General features: G+C 72.3%; 22 protein-coding genes. 9 read left to right on the plus strand and 13 right to left on the minus strand.

All coding sequences use genetic code 11. The features are described 5' to 3' along the window. Position 1: 1 nt before the first annotated feature. Both ACQUQF_RS04170 and ACQUQF_RS04175 read left to right on the plus strand, forming a co-directional pair. On the plus strand, positions 2–322 hold the full coding sequence (locus ACQUQF_RS04170; RefSeq protein ID WP_435176010.1) for a hypothetical protein: 321 nt from the start codon (positions 2–4) through the stop codon (positions 320–322). Between the two features lie 113 nt (positions 323–435). Then, positions 436–621 (plus strand): hypothetical protein, encoded by a 186-nt coding sequence (locus ACQUQF_RS04175; RefSeq protein WP_435176013.1) that lies wholly within the window; start codon positions 436–438, stop codon positions 619–621. Between the two features lie 24 nt (positions 622–645). On the opposite strand, the gene ACQUQF_RS04180 is transcribed toward ACQUQF_RS04175, so the two are convergent. Continuing rightward, entirely contained in the window at positions 646–1,347 is a 702-nt protein-coding gene (locus ACQUQF_RS04180; protein ID WP_435176015.1) for an HAD family hydrolase, read from the minus strand. Between the two features lie 108 nt (positions 1,348–1,455). Here ACQUQF_RS04180 and ACQUQF_RS04185 point away from each other — a divergent pair, with 108 nt between their 5' ends. The 4 genes from ACQUQF_RS04185 to ACQUQF_RS04200 all read left to right on the plus strand — a co-directional run bounded on the left by ACQUQF_RS04185 (position 1,456) and on the right by ACQUQF_RS04200 (position 4,288). Beyond that, positions 1,456–2,352, plus strand: coding sequence for a hypothetical protein (locus tag ACQUQF_RS04185; RefSeq protein ID WP_435176018.1), 897 nt, complete (start codon positions 1,456–1,458; stop codon positions 2,350–2,352). After that, a complete protein-coding gene (locus tag ACQUQF_RS04190) occupies positions 2,349–2,924 on the plus strand; it encodes a hypothetical protein (RefSeq protein ID WP_435176021.1) in 576 nt (191 codons plus the stop codon). Before ACQUQF_RS04185 ends, ACQUQF_RS04190 begins: the two co-directional genes overlap by 4 nt. 93 nt (positions 2,925–3,017) lie before the next feature. Beyond that, positions 3,018–3,533 carry a DedA family protein gene (locus ACQUQF_RS04195; RefSeq protein ID WP_435176023.1) on the plus strand — a complete coding sequence of 172 codons (516 nt, stop codon included), beginning with the start codon at positions 3,018–3,020 and terminating at the stop codon, positions 3,531–3,533. 287 nt (positions 3,534–3,820) lie between these two features. Beyond that, positions 3,821–4,288, plus strand: a complete 468-nt coding sequence (locus tag ACQUQF_RS04200) for a phosphate-starvation-inducible PsiE family protein (RefSeq protein WP_435176024.1) — start codon at positions 3,821–3,823, stop codon at positions 4,286–4,288. A gap of 19 nt (positions 4,289–4,307) precedes the next feature. Here the strand turns inward: ACQUQF_RS04200 and ACQUQF_RS04205 are convergent, their stop codons facing one another. Both ACQUQF_RS04205 and ACQUQF_RS04210 read right to left on the minus strand, forming a co-directional pair. Continuing rightward, positions 4,308–4,625 carry a cupin domain-containing protein gene (locus tag ACQUQF_RS04205; RefSeq protein ID WP_435176026.1) on the minus strand — a complete coding sequence of 106 codons (318 nt, stop codon included), beginning with the start codon at positions 4,623–4,625 and terminating at the stop codon, positions 4,308–4,310. 600 nt (positions 4,626–5,225) lie between these two features. Further along, positions 5,226–5,444: a hypothetical protein gene (locus tag ACQUQF_RS04210; RefSeq protein WP_435176029.1), complete on the minus strand. Its 219-nt coding sequence runs from the start codon at positions 5,442–5,444 to the stop codon at positions 5,226–5,228. Between the two features lie 144 nt (positions 5,445–5,588). Between ACQUQF_RS04210 and ACQUQF_RS04215 the strand changes: the two genes are divergently transcribed. Then, a complete protein-coding gene (locus ACQUQF_RS04215) occupies positions 5,589–6,284 on the plus strand; it encodes an MBL fold metallo-hydrolase (RefSeq protein ID WP_435176031.1) in 696 nt (231 codons plus the stop codon). 43 nt (positions 6,285–6,327) lie between these two features. On the opposite strand, the gene ACQUQF_RS04220 is transcribed toward ACQUQF_RS04215, so the two are convergent. The 8 genes from ACQUQF_RS04220 to pyrG form a co-directional block, all read right to left on the minus strand. Then, positions 6,328–7,035 carry a bacteriorhodopsin gene (locus ACQUQF_RS04220; protein WP_435176033.1) on the minus strand — a complete coding sequence of 236 codons (708 nt, stop codon included), beginning with the start codon at positions 7,033–7,035 and terminating at the stop codon, positions 6,328–6,330. Further along, entirely contained in the window at positions 7,032–7,199 is a 168-nt protein-coding gene (locus tag ACQUQF_RS04225; protein WP_435176035.1) for a hypothetical protein, read from the minus strand. Before ACQUQF_RS04225 ends, ACQUQF_RS04220 begins: the two co-directional genes overlap by 4 nt. After that, on the minus strand, positions 7,192–9,507 hold the full coding sequence (locus tag ACQUQF_RS04230) for a methyl-accepting chemotaxis protein (RefSeq protein ID WP_435176037.1): 2,316 nt from the start codon (positions 9,505–9,507) through the stop codon (positions 7,192–7,194). The genes ACQUQF_RS04225 and ACQUQF_RS04230 overlap by 8 nt, the downstream gene beginning before the upstream one ends. 96 nt (positions 9,508–9,603) lie before the next feature. Beyond that, positions 9,604–10,629 (minus strand): Brp/Blh family beta-carotene 15,15'-dioxygenase, encoded by a 1,026-nt coding sequence (locus ACQUQF_RS04235; protein ID WP_435176039.1) that lies wholly within the window; start codon positions 10,627–10,629, stop codon positions 9,604–9,606. After that, positions 10,620–11,336: a lycopene cyclase domain-containing protein gene (locus tag ACQUQF_RS04240; RefSeq protein WP_435176041.1), complete on the minus strand. Its 717-nt coding sequence runs from the start codon at positions 11,334–11,336 to the stop codon at positions 10,620–10,622. Before ACQUQF_RS04240 ends, ACQUQF_RS04235 begins: the two co-directional genes overlap by 10 nt. 102 nt (positions 11,337–11,438) lie before the next feature. After that, on the minus strand, positions 11,439–11,759 hold the full coding sequence (locus ACQUQF_RS04245) for a DUF7126 family protein (protein WP_435176043.1): 321 nt from the start codon (positions 11,757–11,759) through the stop codon (positions 11,439–11,441). Further along, positions 11,756–12,673 (minus strand): glutamine-hydrolyzing GMP synthase, encoded by a 918-nt coding sequence (gene guaA / locus ACQUQF_RS04250; RefSeq protein WP_435176045.1) that lies wholly within the window; start codon positions 12,671–12,673, stop codon positions 11,756–11,758. Before guaA ends, ACQUQF_RS04245 begins: the two co-directional genes overlap by 4 nt. Continuing rightward, the gene (gene pyrG, locus ACQUQF_RS04255; RefSeq protein ID WP_435176048.1) at positions 12,673–14,337 is read right to left on the minus strand and encodes a glutamine hydrolyzing CTP synthase; all 1,665 of its coding nucleotides are present in this window, start codon (positions 14,335–14,337) and stop codon (positions 12,673–12,675) included. Before pyrG ends, guaA begins: the two co-directional genes overlap by 1 nt. 360 nt (positions 14,338–14,697) lie before the next feature. On the opposite strand from pyrG, the gene ACQUQF_RS04260 reads away from it, so the two are divergent. Beyond that, positions 14,698–15,825, plus strand: coding sequence for a S1C family serine protease (locus tag ACQUQF_RS04260; protein ID WP_435176050.1), 1,128 nt, complete (start codon positions 14,698–14,700; stop codon positions 15,823–15,825). A gap of 156 nt (positions 15,826–15,981) precedes the next feature. Continuing rightward, positions 15,982–16,986, plus strand: coding sequence for an alcohol dehydrogenase catalytic domain-containing protein (locus tag ACQUQF_RS04265; protein ID WP_435177597.1), 1,005 nt, complete (start codon positions 15,982–15,984; stop codon positions 16,984–16,986). A gap of 78 nt (positions 16,987–17,064) precedes the next feature. Here ACQUQF_RS04265 and ACQUQF_RS04270 read toward each other — a convergent pair whose 3' ends face one another. Beyond that, positions 17,065–18,126: a hypothetical protein gene (locus ACQUQF_RS04270; protein WP_435176053.1), complete on the minus strand. Its 1,062-nt coding sequence runs from the start codon at positions 18,124–18,126 to the stop codon at positions 17,065–17,067. Between the two features lie 123 nt (positions 18,127–18,249). Continuing rightward, positions 18,250–18,867, minus strand: coding sequence for an alpha/beta hydrolase (locus ACQUQF_RS04275; RefSeq protein WP_435176055.1), 618 nt, complete (start codon positions 18,865–18,867; stop codon positions 18,250–18,252). Positions 18,868–18,939 lie beyond the last annotated feature (72 nt).

Here is an 18,939-nt window from a genome sequence, read left to right on the forward strand (position 1 = left end):
CGTGATCCGGACCCCGGCGGTCGAGCTGGCCGCGAAGGGGCTGGCCGGCGTCCTGTTCGCGCTGAGCCTGCTCGGCCTCGCCGCCGCGGTGCAGCGGGGCGACGGCGTCGTCACCGCGCTGTTCGGGGTGTACCTGACGGGGCTGCTGCTCGCTGGCGTGCTGCGCGACGCCACCAACACCCGCGAGTGGCAGCTCGCGTTCTTCGGCGGCGTCGCGGTCTGGAGCGGCTGGGAGTACGCGACCAGCGGCGACCTCGTCTCGCTCCTGCTCGCCGCGATGGGGGTCGTGATGGTCGCGGCGAACCTGCTCGACGTCCGGTAGTGTGAGAAAACCGACTTTTTTTCCTGGTCGCGCTGGCGGCCGCAGTCACGTCGATCCGGGAGCGCGGCCCGGCCGCACCCGCGGACGTCGGGGCCTCGCTCTACATCACGGGCGTGCTCGCGGTCGGCGTCCTGCTGGACGCCATCGACACCCGCGGCTGGCGGCTCGCGTTCTTCGGCGGCCTCGTCGCCGTCGGACTCGGTCGGTACCTCGCGTCGAGCGATCCCTACAGCCTGCTACTGGTCGTCGCGGGCGCGGCGATGCTCGTCGGCGTCGCGCTCGACGTCTGGTCCGGCTGATCTCCCGACCGACGTCGAGGCGGCTCACCCCTGCCAGGGCGGACGCCCACTCCCGGCCAACCGCTCCAGCGACGGCAGCGCGTGGTGGGGCTCGGGGTCAGGGTCGACCCCGTCCTCGGCCGGGACCCAGACCGACCGGAGGCCGGCGGCGTGGGCGCCCGCCACGTCCGAGGAGAGGGAGTTGCCGACGTGGACCGCCCGGTCGGCCGCCGCGCCGAGGTCGGCCAGCGCGGCCTCGAACGGCTCGGGGTCGGGCTTGGTCGCGGCGTCGTGGCCCGCGAACACCACCGTCTCGAAGCGGTCGGCGAGCCCCGCCGCCGCCAGCTTCTCGGTCTGCATCCCGGGCGGGCCGTTGGTCACGACGCCGAGCGCGTGGTCGGCGGCGAGCGCCTCGACGGCCGCGGCCGCGCCGGGCAGGCACTCGACCCGGGAGTGGTCGCGCTCCGCGGCGAAGGCGTCGGCGACCCGGCGTCCCAGATCGGGGTCGCGGCCGCAGTCGCCGGCGATTTCCGCGAAGCAGTTCGCCCGGCCCTCGCGGATGGAGACGCCGGGGCCGAGGTGGTCGTCGAACCGGTCGAAGTACTCGGCCGCGTCGAAGAACGGGTCGACCCCGGCCGACTCGAAGGCGAGGTCGAGCAGTTGCGCGGGCGACCGCTCGTACTCCACGAGCGTGCCGTCGAGGTCGAACAGGACGGCGTCCACGTCGGCGGTTCGGTCGTCGGACATGTCGTCGGTCGGAGGTCCGACCCCGGGGCGGAAAGTCGTGTCGGTGCGGGGGCAGGAACCGGTAGCGAGGGCCAACCATTAAGTCGGGGGTGTGATAACTCGAACTGAATGGCTGGCGAAGACGTCGGCGGGTCGGCGGACGCGGCCGCCGACCCCCTGGAGGGGTGGCTCGACGCGAAGGCCGAGGAGCTGGGCGTGAGCCGGACGGAGCTGCTCGCGCGCCTCCGGGACGGCGACGCCCCCGAGGACGCCGAGGCGTTCGCCGACCTCCGGCGGGAGTTCGGCGCGGAGCTCTCGGAGCTGCGCGAGGAGCTCGAGGCCCAGCTGGCCGAGGTCGAGGCCGACCTCGCCGACGCCGAGGACGACTTCGACGAGAAGATCGACGACGTGCGCGACCGGGTGATCCAGGTCAAGCGCGAGACCGACGCGAAGGCGCCCGCCGACCACGGCCACGACGACCTCCGCCAGCGGACCGACAGCGTGGCCGACCGGGCCGACCGGCTCGCCGACGAGCTCGACGCGCTCGCCGAGACGGTGGCCGAACTCGACGACCGGGTCGAGGCCGGGTTCGAGAACTACGAGGATGTCCTGGAGTACCTGACCGACGCGACCGACGACCTCGAGTCCCGGCTCTCGACGCTGGCCGAGGTGACCGTCGAGCTCCGGGACCGGACCCGGACGCTGACCGCGCGCCACGCCGCCCGCGCGGCGGCCGACGAGCTCGCGCACCTCGCCAACCGCCGGGGCGTCGACAGCGCCGACTGCGGCCACTGCGGCGAGACGGTCCACGTCGGGCTGCTCGCCGAGCCTAGGTGCCCCCACTGCGCGAGCACCTTCAACGACGTCGAACCCAAGCGGGGGCTGTTCGGGTCGGCCCGCCTCGTCGTCGGCGATCCGCCCGCGCTGGAGGGCGAGCGGGCCGACTGGGACCTCGGCGCCGCGGTCGAGGGCGACCCGGCGGTCGGCGAGGACCTCGACGACATCGTCGGGGAGAACGACGGATGAGCGACGACCGCGGGGACACCGAAAAGTCGCCGCGCGACGCGACCGACGGCGAGTCCGGCCACCGCGACCGGCCCGACGAGCCGCTCGGCGACCTGGCCGCGGAGATCCGGAGGCGCACCGGCCGGCGCCCCGACGAGCGCGACGCGGCCGGGCGGGCCACGGACGACCGGTCCGACAGGGAGGGGCCGCTGGCCGACGTCGCCGCGGCGGTCGACGAGCGGCGGCGCGAGCGCGACGGTACCGACCCCTTCGACGCCGTCGACGTCGGCGAACTCGACGGGGAAGCGCTCTGGGAGCGGCTCGCCGAGGACGAGGACGCGCCCGCGGTGACCCCGCCCGCCGAGGCGGACGACGTCGAGTGGTCGGACGGCCGCGACGTGCACACGATTCCGAAGGCGACGTGCCACGGCTGTCCCCACTTCGGCGAGCCGCCGGCGCTCGCCTGCACCCACGAGGGGACCGACATCCTCGCGATGCCCGACGCCGAGCACTTCCGGGTGGCCGGCTGTCCGATGGTCGGCGACGACGAGGCCGACATCGGCGACATCGCCGAGTCCGAACCCGACGGGTGAGCGCCGGCGGGCCCGTGGCCGGCGGGTCGCTGACCGACCGGCGCCGCCGCTCGCGGCCGACCGGACTTTCTTGTTCGAGCGCGAAGTCGACCCGTGTTCCAGAACCTCGGCGAGGCGGCGCTGCGGCTGGTCGAGCAGTACGGCTACCTCGCTGTCGCGGCGTTCACGTTCCTCGAGGCCTCGCTGCTGTTCCCGCTCCTGCCCAGCGAGGTGGTCGTGCCCGGCGCGGCCGCGCTGCTGATCGGCGGGCCCGCGACGTTCGGGCTGTTCGTCGCGTCCGTGGTCGTCGGCACGACGGCCGGCAGCCTGTTCGCGTACCACGTGTTCGGCGAGCGCGGCCGGTCGGCGTTGGCCGACCGCGGCGGCCGGCTCCGGCTCTCGGAGGACCGGCTGGAGCGGGCGACCGGGTGGTTCCGCCGGTGGGGCGAGAGCTCGGTGCTCTGGGGCCGGCTGCTGCCGGTCCTCCGGTCGCTGGTCTCGGTGCCCGCGGGGCTGGCCGGGATGGCCCGCTGGAAGTTCACGCTCTACTCGGCGACGGGCGCGCTCGCGTTCGGCGCGCTGGTAGCCGGGGCGGTCGAGACCGGGCTGAACCTCGTCGGTATCGCGTGAGGGGCGTCGACCGGCGCCGTGGCAGTCGCTCCGTCGGGGACGGCGCGGCCGTCTCCGGTTAGTCGGACTGACGGTCGCCGGCCCGCCCCGACCGAGTTCGGCGTCGGCGCCGGGCGACCGCGCGAGGCGTCCGGGCGGAACTCGTCCCGGCTTCGCACTTGAACCTTCGCGCGGGACAGCACTGCCCCGGAAGGTCGTCCGCTACGGCCTCGGGGCGTCGCCGGGCGAGAACGCCGGGTCCGGGGCAGAACGCACTTCCGCCGGCGCGTCGAGAGTTCGACACTACGATGGACCGAATCGAGGCCTCCCGCTTCACCAGTTGGCTCGAGAGCGGCGTCACCGTCCTCCAGTCGGCTATCGCCGCGTTCCTGGTCGTCCTGCTGCTGCTCGGCGTCGTCACGCTCGCCATCACCATCGGAGAGGCGGTCCTGGCCCGCGACATCACGAACGTGACGGCCACGCTGTCGCTCGTCCGGTCTGCCATCGACATCGTGCTCTACCTGTTCGTCATCGTGGAGCTCTACCACACGGTCGTCGCCTACGTCGAGGCCCAGAGCGTCGTGCTGGCGGTGATCCACGCCGGCCTCATCGCGGTCGTGCGCCAGATCATCACCTTCAAGCCCGACGACTACGGGCCGACCGAGGCCATCACCATCGCGGGCGTCTACGTCCTGCTGCTCGTGGGGCTCCTGCTCGGCTTCTGGGTGGTCCACCGGCAGATAGAGGAGGATGACGCCGAGAGCGAACTCGCGTGACAGGAGGCAGCGGCTCGTCTCAGGACGGCAGCGGACAGAGGCTCGCGGTCAGCACGGCAGTCTCGTCGGTCTCGTTGCGCGCGCCGTGGACCTGACCGCGCTCGTGGAGCACCACGCCCGGCGCCTCGACGACCTCCTCGTCGTCGCCCTGTACCACGGTCACTGCGCCTTCGAGCACGTGGAAGACGTTCGTCGCGTCGGGGTGGTCGTGGGGCGACAGCTCGGCGCCGGGGCCGAGCGCGAACGCCTTCACGAGCACGTCGTCGGTCGCGGCCAGTTCCTCGTCGAGCACCTCGCCCTCGTCCGGGTCGAGGTCCGGGTAACGGTCGAGTCCCATGTATCGGTAGACGGCGCGGCGGGCCTTAAAATCGGGCAGGCGGTACGCGGTCGGCCTCGAAATCGGATCCGTTCGAGACGAGTGCGGCCGAGGTCGGGTCGTCCCCGGCCGGCGGCCGCCCCGAGAAAAGCGGGGCGGCCGGTTCGCAAGGGATAGCGGAGCGGCGGTCGATGGGTGCGGACTGTGCCTCTGGCGGTAGGAACGACGAGCGACGCCGAGGCGGTCGGCTGTCGCGCTGACGGAAACCGGGCCGGTGGGCGGGTCCGACCCGGCCGGGTGTGTGCGTCGTCGCTCGTCGCGCCGGGATGTGCGGTTGCGGTCGGACGCGCGCTGCCGGGAGCGGGACGACAGCGCGCCGGTCGCAACGACCGCATCGAACCGTAGGAGCGCCGCCCACTTCAACCGGGGCGACCGTCCAGATGGTTCAGCCCCGTTCACCCTCGATTGAACGGTCGTGAACAGTTCAACTTCCGCGTAGGCGACGCGGTGCGCACTCAAGCACGGAGTAAGTGCACGCGAGGAGAGAGGCGTCGAGGCCGGCCGGACCCGGCGACGACGGCCGGTGGTCGGGATTACGCCCGGCCGAAGGTCACCGCCGGACTACGTCCGGTGGTCGCCGACGAAGCCGGACGAGAACGCGATCCAGGCGAGGACGCTCACGAACAGGATGGGCGGCAGGATGGCGAACCCCCAGAGGGGGTCGACGCCCCACCCGAGCAGTAACACCACGTCGAGCAGCCCCAGCGTCAGGAACGGCAGGACGGCCAGCGCCGCCTTCCGTCGGTCTCGCGACCCCGAGTCCGGGAAACGGTTCTCCATACCCGAACCACCGGCCCGGACGGACAAAAAGTGTCCGTTCGTCCCCGGCCCGCGCCGGTCGGCCGGACGCGTCGCGGCGGGCCGCTCTCGGCGGTGCGGACCCCGGGGAACAGGGATTTGGTGACCGGCGACGTACCCCCGGACATGGCGACGACGACCAGACTCCACGCCGACTCGGACGCCGACAGCGGGATCTGGTGGCTCGACCTCGGCGGCGTCAACGCGTACCTCGCCGACGACCACGGGGACCTCGTGCTGGTCGACGCCGGCACGCCCCGCGACGCCGGCGACGTCCGGGACGCAGTCCGGGAGACCGGCCACCGGGTCGCCGACGTGGACCGGGTGCTGGTCACCCACTACGACCTCGACCACGTCGGCGCGCTGTCCAAGCTCGACCTCGACGCGCCGGTGTACGTCGGCCGTGCCGACGCCGAGGTGCTGGTCGGCCGGCGCAAACCCGACTGGCGCAACCGCAAGGGACTGCTCCAGCGCGTCAGCGACCTGTTCGTCTCGGCGCCCGACCTGCCGATCCGGCCGGTCGAGGACGGCGACCGGATCGGGAGCTTCACCGCCTACCACACCCCGGGCCACTCGCCGGGCCACACCGTCTACGTCGCCGAGGACCCGAGCGTGGCGTTCCTGGGCGACCTGGTCCGGGAGTCCGACGGCCGGCTCGAGCCCTCGCCGTGGGCGATGAGCTACGACACCGACGAGGTCGGCCGGAGCCTCCGGCGGCTGGTCCGTGAGGCGCCCGACTTCGAGGTGGCCGCGATGGGCCACGGCACGCCCATCATGCGGCACGGAAGCGACCGCCTCCGGGAGGCGGCCAACCGGCCGTAGGGCCGTCGACCCTGGCGGCGCGCGGCGCGGAGGGGCGGCGCCGTCAGTCGGCGGCCGAGCGCTCGACGGGTACCGCGGCGTCGTCGGCCAGCGAGTCCAGGGCGTCGCGACCGTTGACGGCGATGACCACGAACCCGACCTTGCTGATGAGGTCGAGGTAGGTGACGACCAGCACCTCGGTCCCGACGTCGAGCAGTCCCAGCCCGAGCGGGCTGAGTATCCACACGACCGGATACAGCGTCCAGAGGACGACGGTCAGGTTCCGGAGCTTGGTGAAGACGGCGTCGACCCTGTCGCTGTAGCCGGTCGCGGCGCGGGGGAGCGTCCGGAGCAGCAGCCACAGCAGCCCGAGGTACGCGACCGACCCGGCGAGGTACATCGCGTACTTCGCCGTCCCGTCGAGGAGCCCGGCGACGACGCCCGACCCCATCACGAACACGTCCACGGCGACCAGCGCGGCGTACACCCGCCGACTAGGCCGGCAGAGCAGGCCGAGGTACAGCACCAGCAGCGGCGTGGTCAGCAGCCAGTCGACGTACCGCGGCAGGTACAGCACCGTGCCGCCGACGTCGATACCGCCGATACCGAGGGCCATGGTCGCGTACGCGACCGTCGCGATGCCCGTTATCAGCGCCAGGACCGCGTAGTGGGCCCGGTGTCGCCGCTCGGTCGCGAGCCGCCACGCCGGCGCGACCGTCCCGGCCGCCATGCCGATCGCGCCGATCCAGAACCAGCTCGTCGCCGCACTCACGCGTGCTCACCTCGGTTCGTATCGGCCGCACGTCCGGCGGCGTCCGGGCCTGTCGCCCGTCCGCGGTCGTTCGCCTCGGCTTTCCGTCCGCGGTCGTCGGCGCCTGTCGTCCGTCCGCGGTCGTCCGGTTCTGTCGTGCGTTCGGTGTGGTTCCTGTCAGTCATCGTCGCTCACCACCGTCGGGTCGGCGTCGCGACCGGTCGTCCCGGTCTCGCCGTGGACCTCGAAGTCCTCGAGGAGCTCCCTGAGCTCGGCCGCCCTGTCGGCGAGGTCCGTCGCGTTCGCGCCGACCCGTTGCATCGTGGTCGTCTGCTGTTCGGCCGCGGCCGCGACGCCGTCGGCCTCGTTGGCCGTCTGTTCGCTGATGCTCGCGACCTCGCCCAGCATGTCGACCACGGTCTGGGTCGACTCGGCCTGGTTCTCGGTCGCGTCGTTGATCTCCTGGATGCTCCCGTTCGTCTCCTCGACGTGGTCGACGATCCGTTCGAGCGCGTCTATCGCCTCCTCGACGGTCTCGACACCGGTCGAGATCCGCTGGCTGGTCGCCTGCATGCCCTCGACCGTGTCGGCGGTCTGGGCCTGGATGCGCTCGATCCGCTGCTCGATCTCCGCGGCCGACTCCTTGCTGTCCTCCGCCAGGCTCTTTATCTCCTCGGCCACGACGGCGAACCCGTCGCCGTCCTGTCCGGTCCGGGCGGCCTCGATGGAGGCGTTGAGCGCGAGCAGGTTAGTCTGCTCGGCGATCTCGGTGATGACCTCGACGATGTCGCCGATGGCCGCCATCTCGGCCTCGAGCGCCTCGATCTGCTCGACGGTGTGCTCGGTCTCCTCCTCGACCGCGTCCATCTCCGCGATGGCCTCCTCGGCCGCGCCGCGCCCGTCCTCGCCCGCCTCGGCGGCCCGCTGGGACGTCTCGGCCAGGCTGTCGACGGTCGACGCGACCTGCTCGGCGCTCGCCGAGAGGTTGTTCATCTCGCCGGACACCTCCTGGAGGTTCTCGGTCTGTCGGTGCGCGCCCTCGGAGATCTCCTGCACGGCCTCGTTGACGTCGGCGCTTGCCGACATCACCTCGTCGGCGCTGCCGTCGACCTCCGTGGCGGCCGCGGAGACGTGGTCGGCGAACTCCTTGACGTTCGCCACGGTCTGCTCGATCTCGCCCATCATGTCGTTGAACGCCCGGCCGATGGCCGTCATCGCGTCGCTCCTGCTCTCGGAGTCGACCCGCTCGGTGAGGTCGCCCTCGGCGCAGGCCACCATCACGTTCTGGTAGTGCTCGGCCTTTTGTTCGAGGTGTCGGGTCATCGCCTCGGCCTCCTGCTTGGCCGCCTCGGCGCGCTCCTTGGCGGTCTCGGCCTCCTCGCGGGCCTGCTCGGACTCCCGGATCCGGCGCCGGAGCGAGTCGCGCATGTCGCCGAACGACGCGTACAGCGTGCCGATCTCGTCGACCCGCTTCGTCTCGAGGTCCACGTCCAGGCTCCCGTCGGCCATCTCGTCGGCCTTGGCCGAGAGCTGTCGGAGCGAGATCACCGTGTTACTCCCGACGGTGACGCCGATGAGCGCGAGGCTGATGACCGCCATCAGGATGAGCCCCAGCACGTTGGACGTCACCTGCGAGCGGAGCGCGTAGGCGTTCGACTTGGGCGCGTGGACCATCACGACCCAGTCGGCGGACTCCATCGGCGCGTACGCCATCAGCTGGTTCCCGCCCATCTCCATGAACCCGGACTCGCCGGCGGTCCCCCGCTTCACCGCGGGGTTGTCGGCACCGCCGTGGTGCTGCTGTCCGATCATCGTCGTGTTCGGGTGCGCCACGAACAGCCCGTTCCCGTCGACGACGGCCGTGTACCCCCCGTCGACCGACTGTTCGAGCGCGGCGACCTGCTTCCTGATGTTCACCATGTAGACGACCGCCCGGTTCGGCCGGTCCGGGACGGGCGAGATGACCGCGACGACGGGGAAGTCCGCGACCGACACCGTGAACGGCCGGGTGACGTAGGTGTCCTCCGGCCCGTCGAACGATGGCGGGTCGGTCGCGAACGGCGCCCCCTGCTCGCGCGGACTCACGCCCACCATGCCGGACGACGAACTGGTGACGAACGTCATCCGCTCGGTGTCGAGGTAGTGGACCGCGACCACCCCGCGCGGTACCTGCCCGTCCTCGACGAGGCCGGACAGGTGCTCCCGTATCCGGTCGGGGTCGCCCGACGCGAGCGCCGGATGCTCCGACGTCGTGCGGGCCTGCCGCTCGACGTTCGAGAGCCACCGGTCGAGTTCGTTCGCCTGTGCCTTCGAGAGCGTCGTCAGGTCCTGCTGGGCGTCGGCCTGGACCGTCTCGGCGGTCCGGAAGTGAACCAGCGTCCCGAACGCCACCGTGATCGCGATGACCGCGAGCAACGCGATAGCCAGTTTTGCGGCGTAGCTCCGCCTGATTCGTCCCAGTGAGGGAATCCGACTCCCCGGTGAACCGTTCATCAGGCGGACGCTGGGAGTGTCGCTCAATAAGGTTTGGTCGGATTACCAGAGCTGATAACGAGTAGCGGCAATCCCGGCCTCGACACCCGGGTTCGCTCACGGTCTGCGCGCGGGCCGCCACGTCCGCTGCTCCCGGTCGAGCAGCGAGACGACCGCCACGTGCGGGACCGTCAGCACCGAGAGGACGACGAGGTAGACCGCCGCTATCGTCGGTACTGCCGGGTCGCCGCGCGCCACGACGGCGTACGTCCCCGCGGCGAGCGCGAGTCCGCCGAGCGTGAACGGCGCGGCGTCGCGCGCGAACCCGACGGCGGCCCGACCGGACGCGCCGTCGTCGAGCGCCGCGCTGGTCCCGCCGTCGAGCCGCGCCACCCTGACGACGTGCCTGAGCGAGTGCCAGAGGGTGAAGTAGAGCCCGACGGCCACCACCGGCGGGACCGCCGCGAAGAACGCCGACAGGAGGCCCGTCTCCGCGAGGTCGACCCGCCAGGCCGCGTCGCCGCCGGTGCGCCGGTACCCCAGCCAGAGCGACGCCGCGGCGAGCGTCGCGAGCCCGCCGCCGAGCGCCAGCCGGACGTCGGTCCGGAACAGCCAGTCTAGGGTTCGCGCGGCGCCGGAGTCGAACAGCGTCACGACGTCGACGGCGACCGACCGATAGACGCCGGGGAACGCGACCAGCGGGACGACCATCGGCAGGCCGCCCCGGACCGCCGCGGTCAGCGCCCGCTCGACCCGGGTCGTCGGATGGCGGCCGGGCGTCCAGGCCGCCAGCGCGTGGACGTCGCCCTGTCCCCAGTGGAACCACGTGAGGCCGACGAACGCCGGGAACGCGACCGCCGGCGCGACGAACCAGACCGCGAGGAACGCCCCGGCCGCGAGGAGATACCACAGGCAGAAGGCCGCCAGCGACCGCGGCGTGACGCGTTCGCCCCGGGCCCGGGGCAGCGTCAGGTGGTCGACGGCGCCGTGGGGGACGCCGAGGACCAGCGCGCTCGCGAGCAGCGGGACGTACCGCCACCGGCCGGCGACGGCCACCCCGGCGAGCGACGCGAGAGCGGTCGCGCCCAGCGCCAGCCAGACCGGGACGAACAGGAACCGCTCCGGGCCGTCGCTCACGCCCATCCGTCGACCACCCGGTCGAACAGCAACAGCCCCTGGACGACGAGCAGGTTGGTGAGGAGGAAGAAGACCGCCTCCTCGACCGGCAGGCCCGCCGCGGACAGCCCGGTCGTGTGCGTCGGCGAGATGTGCCACAGTCCGGCGTCGAGGGCGACGCCGTCGGCGAACCAGAGGTAGCCCGTCGGGACCGCGACGGCGGTCGCCCACGCCCGGCGCGCGGCCCAGAGGTGGCCGCCGCCGTAGCCCCACTGGAACGCCAGGACGGGTGCGGCCCACGCGAGCGTCGCGCCGAGGTAGAACGTCGAGGGGCGCCCGAGCAGTCCGACGCCGACCGCCGCGACGAGCAGCCAGCCGACCGCGCCGACCGGGTTGGCGACCGACCGCCGGTCGGCCGACCGGCGGCCGAACGCCGCGTCACACCGGTAGAACCAGAGCCCGGTCAGCACCGTCTGGAGGACGAAGAAGAGGTACTCCTCGGCCGGCACGTCGCCGATCCGGTACGCCACCACGCCGGCGCCGTAGCGCCAGACGCCCCGTCGGATGAGGTGGGCGTCCCACGGGGCGGTGTACGCGACCGCCATCGCGACGAGCAGCCCCAGGCCGACCGCGTCGCGTCGTCGGGGGGACGACCGCACCGCGGCGGCCGAGAGCAGGAGTATCGGCGGCAGGAGGAAGACGCCGTGGAACGAGAGGTAGGTGAGTCCGGCCATCCGAATCGCGTCTCTGGCCCGGACCTGACAACCCCGCCACTTAGCGTTTTCGCGTGCGGTCGAACCGCCGACCGGACGCCGGCGGTCGGCTCGACGGGCGTCTCAGGCCGCCAGCTCCTCGGCCACAGCGTCGGCCGACAGCAGCGCGGGGTCGAGGATGAGGTCGGCCTGGCCCCGGGCGAAGTCCGGCAGGTCGGCGTCGGTGTAGACGACCACCCGCAGGTCGTCGTTGAGGTCCTTCGCGACCGGGATGGCGGTCGCGGCACCGGTGTCGGTCAGCACCAGCGCGTCGGCGCCGGTGACGCCGGCCTCCTCCAGCGCCGGCCGGGTGGCAACCTCGGGTATCCGCGTCACGTCGACCCCCTCGGCCTCGAGGGCGTCGCCCAGTCCGTCGTCGTCGGGACCGATCAGGATGGCCTTCATTCGTACTCGATGGTCGCCGGCGGCTTGTGGGTCACGTCGTACACCACCCGCGAGACGTTGTCGTTCTGCCCGGTGATACGGCTCTGGATGCGCTGGAGGGTCTCCCAGTCGATCTCCTGGGCGCGGGCGGTCATCCCGTCGCGGCTCTCGACCGACCGGACCGAGACCACGTGGCCGTGGACCCGGTTGTCGCCCTTCACGCCGGTGGCCTTGCCGAGGACCGCGGCGAACGCCTGCCACGGGTCGTACTCCTCGAGCTCGTCCTCGACGACGTGGGTCGCCTCGCGGGCGACCTCGAGCTTCTCCTCGGTGACCTCCCCGAGGATGCGGACCGCCAGGCCCGGCCCGGGGAACGGCATGCGCTCGGCGATGATCTCCTCCAGGTCGAGCGCCCGGGCGACCTCCCGGACCTCGTCCTTGTAGAGGTCCCGCATCGGCTCGACGATGCCCTCGAAGTCGACGACCTCGGGGAGGCCGCCGACGTTGTGGTGGGACTTGATGGTGCCCTCGCTCTCGATCCGGTCGGGGTAGATGGTGCCCTGCACCAGGTAGTCGGCGCCGGTCTCCTCGGCGACGGTCTCGAACTCCCGGATGAACTGCTCGCCGATGACGTGGCGCTTCTCCTCGGGGTCGGTGACGCCCGCGAGGGCGTCGAGGAACCGGTCCTTGGCGTCGACGATCCGGAGGCTGTCCATGTAGGCGAACGTCTCGCGGATCTCGTCGGTCTCGCCCTTCCGCATCAGGCCGGTGTCGACGTAGACCGGGGTGAGCTGGTCGCCGACCGCCTCGTAGGCCAGCGCGGCCGCGGTCGAGGAGTCGACCCCGCCCGACAGCGCGATGACCGCCTGGGCGTCGCCGATCTCCTCGCGGATCTCGGCGACCTTCTCCTCGACGAACTCGTCGGTGTCGACCATCAGGCCTCGACCTCCTCGGGGGTCTCCGCCTCGGTGTTCCCGTCCGAATCGGACAGGACGGCCTCGAGCAGCCCCACGAACGGCGGGCTCGCCCGGGTGGGTCGCGACCGGAACTCGGGGTGGAACTGGGTGCCGAGGAAGTACGGGTGGTCGGCCAGCTCCAGGATCTCCATCCGGTTGCCCGACTGCCCCGAGAACACCAGCCCGGAGTCCTCGAACGCGTCGAAGAACTCGGGGTTGACCTCGTAGCGGTGGCGGTGGCGCTCGGTGCAGGCGGTGTCGCCGTACACCTCGGCCGCCAGCGTGCCGGGCTCGATGTCGGTCTCGTGGGCGCCCAGCCGCATCGTGCCGCCCAGGTCCTCCAGGTCGTACTGCTCGGGCAGCAGGTCGATGACCGGGTAGGGCGTGTCCTCGTCGAGCTCGGTGGAGTGGGCGCCCTCCAGGCCGAGCACGTTGCGGGCGTACTCCACGACCGCGAGCTGGAAGCCGAGACACAGCCCCAGGTACGGGACGCCGTTCTCGCGGGCGTACCGGATGGCCTCGATCTTCCCGCGGGTCCCGCGGGAGCCGAACCCGCCGGGGACGACGATGCCGTCGGCCTCGTAGAGCCGCTCCTCGTGGTCCTCGGCCATCTTCTCGGAGTCGACCCACTGCACGTTGACGTCGACGTTCTTCTCGAGGCCGGCGTGCTTGAGCGCCTCGTTGACCGACATGTAGGCGTCCTCGAGGTCGTACTTGCCGACCAGCGCGACGTCGACCTCGCCGTGGGTCTCCTGGGTCACGAGCTCGCGCCACCTGTTGTCGCGCTCGCCCTTCGGGATCGCCTCGTCGGTCAGGTCGAACTGCTCCATCACGTACTCGTCGAGGCCCTCCTCCTCGACCATCAGCGGGACGTGGTAGATGTCCTCGACGTCGGGGTTCGAGAAGACCGCGTCGGTGGGCACGTCGCAGAACAGCGCGATCTTCTCCTTGGTCGAGGGCTCGAGCTCGTCCTCGCAGCGCCCGACCAGGATGTCGGGCTGGAGGCCGATCGAGCGCAGTTCCTTGACCGAGTGCTGGGTCGGCTTGGTCTTCTGCTCGCCGTTCTTCGAGTAGGGGACCAGCGTGACGTGGGTCAGCAGGAAGTCCTCCTCCTCTTCCTCGTGGGCGAACTGCCGGAGCGCCTCGAGGAACGGCATCCCCTCGATGTCGCCGACCGTGCCGCCGACCTCGACGATGCAGACGTCGTGGCCCTCGGCGGCCTCCCGGACGCGGCGCTTGATGTCGTCCGTGATGTGGGGGATGATCTGGACGGTCTTCCCGAGGTAGTCGCCGGCCCGCTCCTTCTCGATGACGTGCTGGTAGGTCTTGCCCGTGGTGACGTTGTGGTCGAACGTCATGTCCACGTCGAGGAAGCGCTCGTAGTTGCCGAGGTCGAGGTCGACCTCGCCGCCGTCCTTCAGCACGTACACCTCGCCGTGTTGGAACGGGTTCATCGTCCCCGCGTCGACGTTGAGGTACGGGTCGATCTTGACCGCGGTCACGTCGAACCCGGCGTTGGCGAGGAGGCGGCCGGTGCTGGCGGCCGTGATGCCCTTGCCGAGTCCCGACATGACGCCCCCGGTGACGAAGATGAACTTGTTGCCGAGGGAGGGGTCGTAATCGGTTTCCGGTTCTGTCGGCATACTGGGTTTCGGCGGGCGCTGTTCAAAACCATTTCGGAGCGCGAGTTGGCCCCGGTAGCAGGGCTCGAACCGCCCGCCTGCGAGGGGGTCACGGCTGCCCCACCGCTGCCCCGACCAGCCACCGTCGGCGCGACCTCGTCGCGCCGCCAGCGCCGGCAGTCCCGGTGGTCCCTCCGTTATCGGCGCGCTGTCCCGTTCCCGGCCCATCCCGCCAGCAGACGGGACCCGGTCGACGCCCGCGGCCAGCGGGCCGTCCCCGGCCGACGCCCGCGGCCAGCGGACCGCGCCCGAATCGACGCCCGCAACCGGGGACGTCGCCGCTTCCCAATCTTCTTTACGCGACGGTCGAACCCTCGAACGATGCCATCCGAGCCAACGCGCCGCGACGTCCTCGGCGCGCTCGCCGCCGCGACCGCAGGCAGTCTCGCCGGGTGCTCGTCGGACTCGCCGCCCGCCGAGAACGGCACAGCCGGCGCCGCGACGGGCGATGGGTCCGGCGCCGCAACCGCGAACGCGCCCGTCCGAGACGCGTCGGCGTCGACCGCCGCGGACCGGGCGAGCGTCTACACCCAGGTGTACCGCCGGACGTCCGACGGGGTCGCGCTGCTCCGCACCCCGTCGGGCTCACAGGGGTCGGGGTTCCTCTACGACGACACGCACCTGGTCACCAACTACCACGTCGTCGGCGACGCCGACCGGATGAGCGTCCAGTTCGACGAGGAGACCTCCCGGGTCGGCCGGGTCGCGGGCCGCGACCCGCGCAGCGACCTCGCGGTCGTCGAGGTCTCGGCCCCCGACAGTGCCGAACCGCTCTCGCTCGTGCAGTCCGAGCCGGCCATCGGGACCCGGGTCGCGGTCGTCGGCAGCCCGTACGGCCTCCGGGGGTCGCTCACCTCGGGCATCGTGAGCGGCGTCGACCGCCAGGTGCCGAGCCCGGTCGGCGACTACCTGATCCCGAACGCCGTCCAGACCGACGCGCCCGTCAACCCCGGCAACTCCGGCGGCCCGCTGGTGAACCTCTCGGGCAAGGTGCTGGGCGTGGTCAACTCCGGTGGCGGCGACAACATCGCGTTCGCCATCTCGGCCGCGCTGGTTCGGCGGGTGGTGCCGGCGCTCATCGAGAGCGGCGAGTACGACCACCCCTACCTCGGCGCCGACACCGCGACCGTGACGGAACTCATCGCGCGCGCGAACGGCTTCCCCAACGCGGAGGGCGTCCTGGTCGTCTCGGTGCCGGACGGCGTCCCGGCGAACGGACAGCTCCGGCCCTGCACGGGCGTCGAGCGCGTCGAGGGGTTCCGCGTCCCGGTCGGCGGCGACGCCGTCCTCGCGGTCGAGGGCGAGCAGATCCAGACCCCCAGCGACCTCCACGCCCACCTGGCGCTCGAGGCCAGCCCCGGCGACGAGCTCTCGATGCGGGTGCGCCGCGACGACGAGGTGAAGACGCTCTCCGTGACGGTCGGCGAGCGACCCGAACTGGTCGTCTGAGACGGCGACTGGGAGCGCCGACCGCGCCCCGGAACCGGGAACTGCGTCCCGGCGACCGGACGCCGGCCGACCCGGAGCCGTCAGACCCCGCCGCGGGCGGACGACAGCGTTTTCCCGGGTCCGTCCGACCGAACGGCCATGAGCGAGACCGAGACCATGCGGGCGGCGGTGGTCCCCGAGCCGGGCGCCGACTTCGAGCTCGTCGAGCGCGAACTCCCCGACCCCGGCCCCGACGAGGTCCGGATCGCGGTGGCGGCCTGCGGGGTCTGCCACGGCGACGGGACGGTCAAGGAGGGCCGCAACCCGGCCGTCGAGTTCCCGCGGGTCCCCGGTCACGAGATCGTCGGCCGCGTCGACGCGGTCGGCTCCGACGTCGCCGAGTGGGAGGCCGGCGACCGGGTCGGCGTCGGCTGGCACGGCGGCCACTGCTTCACCTGCGAGGACTGCCGGCGGGGCAACTTCCTCCAGTGCGACGACGCGGAGGTGACGGGGCTCTCCCGTGACGGCGGCTACGCAGAGTACACGCTCGCTCGCCGCGAGGCGCTGGCGGCGGTCCCGGCGTCGCTCGACGGCGCCGACGCCGCGCCGCTGCTCTGCGCGGGCCTCACGACGTTCAACGCGCTCCGGCACGCCGACGCCGACGTCGGCGATCTGGTCGCGGTGCTCGGCGTGGGCGGACTCGGCCACCTCGGCGTCCAGTATGCCCGCGCGGCGGGGTTCGAGACGGTCGCGATCTCCCGCGGCCCGGGGAAGGAGGCGGCGGCCCGCGAGTTCGGCGCGGACCACTACGTCGACAGCGAGGCCGAGGACCCCGCCGCGGCGCTCGCCGACCTCGGGGGCGCCGACCTCGTGCTCTCGACCGTGCCGGCCAGCGACCCCGTCGCGGCCGTGGTCGACGGCCTCGACACGAACGGCGACGTCGTCGCGGTCGGCATCCCGGAGGAGCCGGTGCCGGTCGACGTGCTCGAGCTCGTCGACCCCCGGCGCGGCGTTCGGGGCTGGTCGTCGGGCCACGCCCGCGACTCCCAGGACGCCCTGGAGTTCAGCGCGCTTCGGGACGTCACGCCCGAGGTCGAGACGTTCGACCTCGCGGACGCCGACGCCGCCTACGAGGCGATGCGCGACGGCGACGTGCGGTTCCGCGCGGTCATCGAGCCGTGAGCGTCCGGACCCGGCAACGACCGGAGACGAGCGCGCCACCGCTCCGGGGACCGGTCGAGTCGCCGGACGACCGGTCGGTCACTCGCCCGGCTCGCCGGACCGGGCCGTCGAGACGGTGAACGGCGAGGTGGGCGTCGTGCGCCGGGATATCGTCGCGACCCGGACGACGTAGGTGAACAGCACGACGACCGGGGTGAACAGTACCGTCGTGAGCACCGGGAGCAGCACGTGGAGTTGGCCGGTCGTGAGCAGCCGCCGCGCCGGAACGTCCATCTCCACCGCGATGGACAGCAGCGCCATCGTGGAGATCACCTCGGCCGGGATGCCCACGTAGAGCAGCGCCTTCGAGAGGTACGCCAGCTCCTCCTGGACGTACACCGTCTTGAAGTACTGCTGGGCGATCTCGATCTGCCGGAGGCGCTGGACGAGGCCGTCCATCGTGTCCTTGGTCTCCTCGGAGAGCGACGCCTCGTGGCGCTCGCGCAGTCGCGACAGCTCGTGGGTCTGGGTCGAGTAGTCGACGGCGATGGACGCCGAGAGCGCGTCGATCAGGTCGACGTCGTCGCGATCGAGGGTCCGCTCGATGGCGCCGATCCGGTCGAGGAACCGGTCGGTGAACGCGGCCACGTCTGACGCCGGCCGCGCGTCGTCGGCCCCGGAGACTCGGCCGCGCAGCTCCTCGGCCTGCGTGCGGGCGTTCCGGTAGACGAACGCGAGGAAGTCGCCGGGCAACACCGGTGCCGTCGCCTCGCCGACGTCCTTCTCCACGCGACGGCGGTAGTCGATGGCGTCCTCGAGCCGTTCCTCCAGATCCGACACCGACCCGAGTTCCCGCGACAGCACCAGCTGGTTGATCGAGAGGACGACGGTGACCAGGGTGAGGTTGCCCGTGAGCAGGCCGCTGAAGAGGTAGAGGTACGGGTCCGACAGCGTTATCGGTAGCAGGCCGGCGACGTCGAGCGCGACGAACGCCGCGAGGATGACCGCGAGCAGCCCGGCGCTCACCGCCCACCGGTTACCGTCGATGAGGAGCCACCTGCTCACGCCCGTCTCGCGGGGGTCGTCGCGCGGAGTCGGCGCGTCGCCCGCCCGTTCGCCGGACGGGGCCGTCGCTCGTCGCGTCGCTTTGGAATCCCCCATCACGCCGGCGTAGGGATTCCGGACTGAATAACCGTTCGACCGCGGTCCGCGGTCTGCCCGGTGGCCCTTCCGCCGGAGGCGCGACCCACCGCGGGCCGCGACGACCGCGGGTACGGTCGACGCTCAGGCGTCGGCCCGGAGGTGCTCGACCAGGAACCCGCTCACGCGGTCGGCCACCTTGCCGTGCTGGCCGACGAAGAAGTGGTCGGCGCTCATCTCCACGACCTCGCAGTCGAGTTCCCGGGCGCGCTCGACCAGCGGCCGCCAGTCGGCGGTGTCGTCGCGCGTCCCGTAGACGACCTGCACCGGCGCCTCGACGTCCGTCAGCGCCGCGGCCGCGTCGAGGTCGTCGGCCAGCCGCGACGCCGGCGCGAGCAGCGAGACCGCGTCCGGCTGGGGGTCGACCGTCGCGGCCGCGAGCGCCGCGATCGCGCCGCCGAAACTGAAGCCGAAGATGCCCGCCCGGTCGTACCGGTCGCGGGCCCACCGGAGCGCGTTGCGGGCGTCCTCGCGCTCGCCGTACCCCTCGTCCCAGTCGCCGTAGTCGAACCGGAGGCAGGCGACTCCCTCGGCCGCAAGCGCCTCGCTCACGGCGGTCAGCCGCTTGTCGCCGCGGTGGCCGCGGTGCTGCGGGTGGGGCGGGCACGCGACCACTACCGCGTCGGGGTCGGCGCCCTCGGGAGCGTCGAGGGTCGCGCGCACGTCCCGGCCGCCGGGGATCGGCAGGTCCTCGGAGTGCATGGGCGTTGGTAGTGCGAGCGGTCGGATAAGGGTTGTACTCCGGGTTCGGGCTGATGCTCCTCTCGTCTGTCA

This window comes from Halorussus sp. AFM4 (genome assembly GCF_051194995.1).
In the GTDB taxonomy this organism is placed as follows: Archaea; Halobacteriota; Halobacteria; order Halobacteriales; family Haladaptataceae; genus Halorussus.